Genomic DNA, 6,368 nt, shown 5'->3' on the forward strand with positions numbered 1-6,368 from the left:
GGAGCGACAGGGTGGGCGTCTGGTCTTCGAAGCCTCAGAACTTGTTGAGCAGCTGCCCGTAGATACCGAACGCCCCGATGGCGAGCGGGAAGAGCCCGATCACGCCGATGGACTCGATCAGGTCGGCGAACCTGCGCAGCCGCACCCGGACGTGGTCGGGCGGCTCGATGCCCAGGGCCAGCAGCGGCAGCAGTGCCGCGGCCCCCAGCAGCACCAGCGCACCGGCGCCCCCGGCGTGGTCCAGCCACAGCACGGCGAGGCGTACGACGAGCAGCGCGGCCGCCGCGAACAGCGCCACGACCTCGGCGACCAGGGGGAAGGCCCGCGCCCTGGACAGCAGGACGACGGCCACGAGCGAGGCAAGGCCCACCGTCCAGACGGTCGGCTCCTTCGCGGTGGTCAGCATCCAGCCGCCGAGGGCGGCCGACGCCGCGGTGACGACGGTGGCGAGGGCGAGCCCGCGGTGGGTGGCGGCGAGGGCGTTGGCGACCTGGTGGCGGCTCACGGACGTCCCCGTGGAGCGCTTGTCGTCCAGGGCGGTGAGTCCCGAGGCCATCAGCGCGAACCGGGGCAGCAGCCCGAGCAGGATGATGGAGAACACGGCCATCACGGCGCCGATCCGGTCCGCCCGGTCCTGGAGGAGGGCGACGGTCTCCCACACCAGGGCGACGACGACGATCGCCCCGGCCCCGATCAGCCCGCCCTTGCCGAGCGGCGAGCAGTAGGCCAGCAGCACGAGGGTGACCACCAGTGCGGCGGCGACACCGGCCAGCCGGGCCGTCCCGCCCCAGTCGTAGGCGTCGGCGGCGGTCCAGGCGGTCATCAGGCCGAGCCCGCCGGCGGCGAGCAGCAGCGCGGTGGCCAGGCCCTGGTTGCCCCGGCCGATCCGGGCGATGGCCGCGCCGGCGATCAGGAACAGGGCGGTGACGACCGCGAGTCCCGTGGTGACGGACTCCAGGGAGAACTCCTGCCGGGCCAGGACGGCCGCGGCCACGGCGAACACCACGGTGGCCACACCGGCGCTGACGCGGCGGGCGGCCGGGCGCCAGCGCCAGGTCCGCAGGTCGAGGTCGTCCGCGACCTGGTCGGTGACGTCGTGCACGACCGGCGCCGGCGGTGCGGCATGGGCCCGGACGAGGCGGAGTACGGCGCCGTCGGGCACCTCGGCCGACGCCAGCGTCGCGTCATGGGGCAGCGCCGAGCCGTCGGCGGTGATCAGCTGCCGGGTAGTCGGCCGTGTGGCGGCCCGGTCGTCCAGCAACTGGAGTATGTCGGGGAGCAGTTGGCCGATCGGTGTGTCCGACGGCAGGACCAGGTCGGCTCGCCGTCGCTCGCCGATCAGGGTGACCCGGCTCAGCTGGGTCCGAGACATCGTTGCTGCGCTCACCACTCACCGGAACCTATCATCGCGTTTTTTCCGCCACGGCCGCGCGCCGATCCGCTCGCGCCGGCCGTGCACGCCCCGTTCACTGTTTCTCCGCACCCTTGCCGCCGGCACCGCTCGCGGAGGCGCTGGGCGTCGGGTTGTACAGCTGTTCCTGCTGCTGTTGCTGCTTGTTCTCCTCGGCCTTCTGCTTCGCCAGCGTGGCCTGGAGGAAGGACCAGCCGATGCAGCCGGCGCAGAGTACGGCGGCGATCGCGATGCCCGCGAACATCTTGCCGAACCGCTCGTCCGCCGTCCGTCGCGCGCGCTGCGCGCCGAACAGCAGCGCGTCGCGCATCCGGCGCCGGCGCACCGCCACCGACTCCAGCAGCTGGCTGTCGTAGTCCCGTGCCATTCAGTCGTCCTGTGCCTTGTTGATGCGTGGTCAGTCGTCCAGGGCCAGGCCCAGGCGCTTCCGCATGACGGCGTACTTCCGCGTGAGCCGCCGGACGGTGTGCTCGTCGAGTGCGGCAAGGCGGTGGGGGTCGGCGTTGTGCGCGAGGTCGGCGGCCTTGACCAGCCGGGCGCCCGGGGTGGCCAGGATCCGGTGTGCGTACGCCTCCGGCTCCTCGTCCGGCCGCCTGGTCATGGCCCGTACGACGTCCTTGGTCTGCTGCGTGAGGGCGGCGGCGTCGAGCCACTCCTCGCTCAGGACGCCGTCCTCCAGCGCGTCGTGCAGCCAGGCGGCGGCCACCAGCTCGTCGTTCCCTCCCCGGGCGCGCACGCCTTCGGCGACGGCCGACAGATGTTCGGCGTACGGCCGACCGGCTTTGTCCGTCTGCCCGGCGTGCGCGGCGCGAGCGACGGCCTCGACGTCGGCGAGACTCATCTCCTGCGGCATGCGATCCCCCTAGCTTCGCTTCCGCAACATAAGACACGAACGCGCCACGCGAACAACCGGGGTGCGGCTCTCCCCCACGCGTCTTCACACACCGCCCGACAGCCCCGTCACGATCATGAAGAGCACCCACAGTGCGGGGAGGAGCGCGATGTACGCCCGGGGCCGTCGCCGCACGGGTACGCCGGGGTCGTAGCGCGGGCCGAGCGTGCCCGGCCCCGGCGCGGGGAGTTCCTTCACCTTGCGCACCGCCAGGACGTTGCGGACCAGCGTCAACGGCGCGAAGAGGAAGAGGGAGAGGGGGCTCCACCAGCCCCAGGCGAGCGTGTGGGTGGTCAGCGCGCGGTACACGGCCAGCCCACAGGTCATGCACATCGGACCGTCCGTCTTCCGGAATCCCATGAGGACGACGAGACCGCGGTGGGCGCGGAACGCGACGTCCGCGGCGGGAGAACCTCCGCAGAACCTGCACATGGGGAGGGACGGATCCGGGGGCTCGGGGAGGTGCGGATGCGGGAGGCGGCGGTCCCGGCCGCTGTCGGGCGGGGCGTCGGCCGGACTAGAGGACTGCGCGGGCTGCGCGGCGGGAGGGTCGGCGTACCAGGCGCGTAGGGAGTCGGCGACGGCGTCCAGGAGGCCGCTCTTGAGGGCCTTGTCGATGGTCCCGTCGCAGAACTTCTCCCCGCGCACCACGGCGGTTGCGGCCCGCACGGCGTCGGCGGGCCGCAGCCCGCCCTCCGGCCGGAGCGTGGGCATGGGGTTGTCCATCCAGCGGTGCTCGGGCGTGACGGCACCGACGCGGTGGAGGGCGTGGACGGCCCGGTCCACCCCCTTGCTGTATTTGGGGAACGGCACGTGGATGGCACCGCTCGGCGACTTCTGCCCACCGCCCCACTGCACGTCCCGGTCCTCGTCCGTGAGCGCGTCGAAGGCGTCGGCGAGTTCCCGCCACGCCTCGGCGTCGTCACGGTCGAGCTGGGAGAGGAGGCGCTGGTCGTCGGCCGGGGTGACGATACGGGCGAGTTCCTCGACGGCGGAGGCGTCGGCGGCCTCGGTGACGGGGCCTACGCCGGGTTCGTGACTGAGCAGGTGGAGGACGCCGAGAGGCGTGAGCCCACGCTCACGGGCCTCACAGATCCGGCGGTACCACTCCGTCCCCGCGTGGTAGGCACTGCTGCTGCTCGCCCGCCGGTTGATCCACTCGACGTCGTCGGCGCCGGGCTCGGCCCAGGCGTATCCGACCACCTCGCCGTCGGGGGCGGTGACGGAGATGTAGTGCACGGGGTCGGTCATGTTGTTGTTCTCGTGGGTCGGCCGGGGCTCAGCCACCGGGGGGCTGCTCTTTCAGCGCGGCAAGCGTCGGTGCCTCGGTGAGCGAGCCCGGAACCGCGTGGCTCCGCTCGCTGTCGTTCGCGCCGCGCGCCGGTTCGGCGAGGAGGGCGGTGGGGGCGAGCTGTCGGGCCTTGCCGGCGCACAGAGCCCGCCCCCACCTGCCACCGGCGTTGACGGCGTTGGCCGACAACCCCGGCGGCACGATCCAGCCGGCCGCGTCGTCCTCTTCCCCGAAGCGCGAGTTGGTCGGCTCTTCGTTACTCACCCTGAGCCAGGGCCTCGACGGCGGCGGCGTTCGGGGCGTCGGTGAGGGAACCGGGCAGGGGGCGGCCTCGGCCGCCCCCCTGGGGGTCGCCGTACAGCTCCACGAGGGTCTGAGTCGGGCGGAGGCCGCGCGCCTTTCCCTCCCGCAGGCGCATGATCCAGGGCATGCCTGCGTTCACCGCACGGGGGCCGCCCGCCTTGCGCGGTTCATAGGCTGCGGCGTCGTCCGCGTCACCGGCCCAGAGGTACCCGAGGACCGAGCCGTTCTCCTTGTCCACCACGGTGAAGTACTGCACAGGGTTCTCGGTCCAGTCCTGGTACCGCGCCGGTCCGCCCGGCTTCTCCCTGAACTGCAGGTCTTCTTCGAAGCGCGACGGCACCGGTTGCTCGCTGCTCATGAGTCCATACTCCTTGAGTCGTCTGTCCTGGGCGCTGCTACGGTTTCGGCCTCGGCAGGACCTCGCCGTACACCTGCCACTTTCCGGCCTCGTCCTCGAAGACGCGCGTCACCTTGTATTCCACACCACGGGCGAGTAGCAGCTCCCGCTCCCCCTTGTTCGAGGAGATGTGGTCGATCCAGAGAGCAGGGGTGCCCTCCGGCACTCGCAGGTGCAGGTGTACGGGTTTGTACTCGAACGCCGGGTCCTTGCCGAGCGACGTGGACATGAATCCGAGGTCGTCGTAGACGTTGCCCTGCATTTCCAGTGGCGACCGCAGGTTGAGGTAGCCCACGTCGGTGCCTCGGACGACCATGAGGTTCTCGGGCACGGGGCGGGCGCCCATGACCCGGTCCATATTGTCGACCAAGTCCTGGACTCGGGGCTCCAAGGGCTTGTCAACGGCCCGCAGCGGGTCGTTGATGTGCTTGTAGTAGAAGCTGCTGTACCTCTCCAGCGCCCCCCTGGCCTTGGGGCCGAGGTTGTCCAGGAAGTCGTTCCAGTACGCGTCCCCGTATTCCTTGCCCGCCTTGTTGCTGGTGCTGGGGTAGGGGTTGGTCCCCCGTTCCAGCTCCGCCATGGCCACCGCGTGCCGCTCCGCGTCAGTGGCCAGGTTGTCGAAGTCGTCAGCCGACATGATCGGCTTGTACTCGAACGGCTCCCCTGCCCCGCCGTGGCCCGGTACGTCCGTGCCCTGGTGTCCCGGAGCCACCGGCGCGTCGGTGCCGTGATGTGCGGCGGCGTCCGCCACTCCGTGGCCGACGTCCGTGTGGTCACCGGCGTGCACCGCGTCGTCCGCGTGGCCGACGGCGTCGTCCCCATGTCCGGCACTGTGCGCGGCGTCGTCGGCGTGACCGGCGCCAGGGGCGTCGTAGCCGTGGCCGCCGGGGCCGGGGACGTCATGGCCGCCCGTGTGCGGCGCCGGCGGGACGTCGTGCACCGGGTTGGCGCCAGTGGTCTGGCTGTACCAGGGAGTCCCCGCCCCGGGGTGACCGCCCAGGTGCGGTGTGGTGGTCGGGGCCATGTCGTACGACGAGGGCGGAGGCGCCTGGTCGTACGCCGACGGGGCCGGTGCATGATCGTAGGTGCCCGGCGACGGCGCGTGGCCGTACGGAGAGCCGGAAGGGGCGTGGCCGTACGGAGACGCGGACGGTGCCTGGCCGTACGGAGACGCGGACGGTGCCTGGCCGTACGGCGAGCCGGTCGGCGTGTGGTCGTACGTGGACGGAGCCGGTGTTGGGTCGAAGGCGCCGCCCGGGGTGTGGGTCGGGGCCGTGGGGGGCGTGTTGTAGTGCCCCGCGTTGGCCGCGTTGTCCACCGTGTGCGCGGCTCCGTCCACGCCCCCGTGGGCCGCCCCCGCGTACGACGGTGTCTGGGCGCCCTGTGTCGTCCAGTGGGCCGGAAGCGTCGGAGTGGTGCCGTGCGGGACCGTCGGGCTGGTGCCGTGGGGAACCGGTGTCGTGTCGATCGTGCCGTTGGGCGCGACGAGGTTGTTGTTCGGGGCCAGCTGGTGGCCGTCGGGGAGGTGGACCGAGCCGTCGGGGAGCGTGGGGATGTCGATGTTGCCGGCGCCCTTCAGGCCCTTGGCGATGTCGCCGATCTTCGACAGGCCGGCGCCCGCGCCCTTGGCGATGTAGGTCATGGGGTCGATGACCCGGCCGGCCTTGCCCGCCACCGACAACGCCTTGGCGACCGCGCCGGCCTTGCCCGCACCCGCCGCCGCAGCGCCCGCGCCGCCGGTGAAGACCGTGGTCAGCACGTTGAAGGTGACCGCACCGGCCGCGCGGGCGGGGTTCTTGCCCCACTCGTCCCACGCCACCAGGGCCTTGCCGGTCTCCTTCATCGCCGTGCGCGAATCACGCAGCCAGGAGGGCAGCTTGTCGTCCGGCAGGGTCCAGAACTGGGCGTTCGCCCCGGGGATGGCCGTGATCACCAGGCCGGTCGCGAGCTGCGCCAGGCCCTTCCACGCCTGGCCCATCGCGTCCCAGCCGCCGAAACCCACCAGCGTGCCCAGGCCCTTGATCGTGCCCCACACACCGTCGACGATCAGCCCGTCCCACACGAACGACTTCAC

General features: G+C 72.0%; 7 protein-coding genes. All 7 read right to left on the reverse strand.

The features are described 5' to 3' along the window. Positions 1 to 34: 34 nt before the first annotated feature. On the reverse strand, positions 35 to 1,372 hold the full coding sequence (gene eccD / locus AOQ53_RS37060; protein WP_059424171.1) for a type VII secretion integral membrane protein EccD: 1,338 nt from the start codon (positions 1,370 to 1,372) through the stop codon (positions 35 to 37). Between the two features lie 94 nt (positions 1,373 to 1,466). Continuing rightward, positions 1,467 to 1,778: a hypothetical protein gene (locus AOQ53_RS37065; RefSeq protein ID WP_059424172.1), complete on the reverse strand. Its 312-nt coding sequence runs from the start codon at positions 1,776 to 1,778 to the stop codon at positions 1,467 to 1,469. 30 nt (positions 1,779 to 1,808) lie between these two features. Beyond that, a complete protein-coding gene (locus AOQ53_RS37070) occupies positions 1,809 to 2,264 on the reverse strand; it encodes an HD domain-containing protein (protein ID WP_059424173.1) in 456 nt (151 codons plus the stop codon). An 84-nt stretch (positions 2,265 to 2,348) separates the two neighbouring features. Next, the gene (locus AOQ53_RS43340; RefSeq protein WP_059424174.1) at positions 2,349 to 3,590 is read right to left on the reverse strand and encodes a DUF6508 domain-containing protein; all 1,242 of its coding nucleotides are present in this window, start codon (positions 3,588 to 3,590) and stop codon (positions 2,349 to 2,351) included. Beyond that, positions 3,583 to 3,858 (reverse strand): hypothetical protein, encoded by a 276-nt coding sequence (locus AOQ53_RS37080; RefSeq protein ID WP_059424176.1) that lies wholly within the window; start codon positions 3,856 to 3,858, stop codon positions 3,583 to 3,585. Before AOQ53_RS37080 ends, AOQ53_RS43340 begins: the two co-directional genes overlap by 8 nt. After that, positions 3,851 to 4,255: a hypothetical protein gene (locus AOQ53_RS37085; RefSeq protein ID WP_059424177.1), complete on the reverse strand. Its 405-nt coding sequence runs from the start codon at positions 4,253 to 4,255 to the stop codon at positions 3,851 to 3,853. The genes AOQ53_RS37080 and AOQ53_RS37085 overlap by 8 nt, the downstream gene beginning before the upstream one ends. 37 nt (positions 4,256 to 4,292) lie before the next feature. Continuing rightward, on the reverse strand, positions 4,293 to 6,368 hold a 2,076-nt coding region (locus AOQ53_RS37090; protein ID WP_148640433.1), incomplete at its 5' end, for an ADP-ribosyltransferase.

Source organism: Streptomyces azureus (assembly GCF_001270025.1).
In the GTDB taxonomy this organism is placed as follows: domain Bacteria; phylum Actinomycetota; class Actinomycetes; order Streptomycetales; family Streptomycetaceae; genus Streptomyces; species Streptomyces azureus.

Coding starts and splice junctions, on each gene's coding strand:
- eccD (WP_059424171.1), bottom strand. CDS start 1,372: ATGTCTCGGACCCAGCTGAGCCGGGTCACCCTGATCGGCGAGCGACGG.
- AOQ53_RS37065 (WP_059424172.1), bottom strand. CDS start 1,778: ATGGCACGGGACTACGACAGCCAGCTGCTGGAGTCGGTGGCGGTGCGC.
- AOQ53_RS37070 (WP_059424173.1), bottom strand. CDS start 2,264: ATGCCGCAGGAGATGAGTCTCGCCGACGTCGAGGCCGTCGCTCGCGCC.
- AOQ53_RS37085 (WP_059424177.1), bottom strand. CDS start 4,255: ATGAGCAGCGAGCAACCGGTGCCGTCGCGCTTCGAAGAAGACCTGCAG.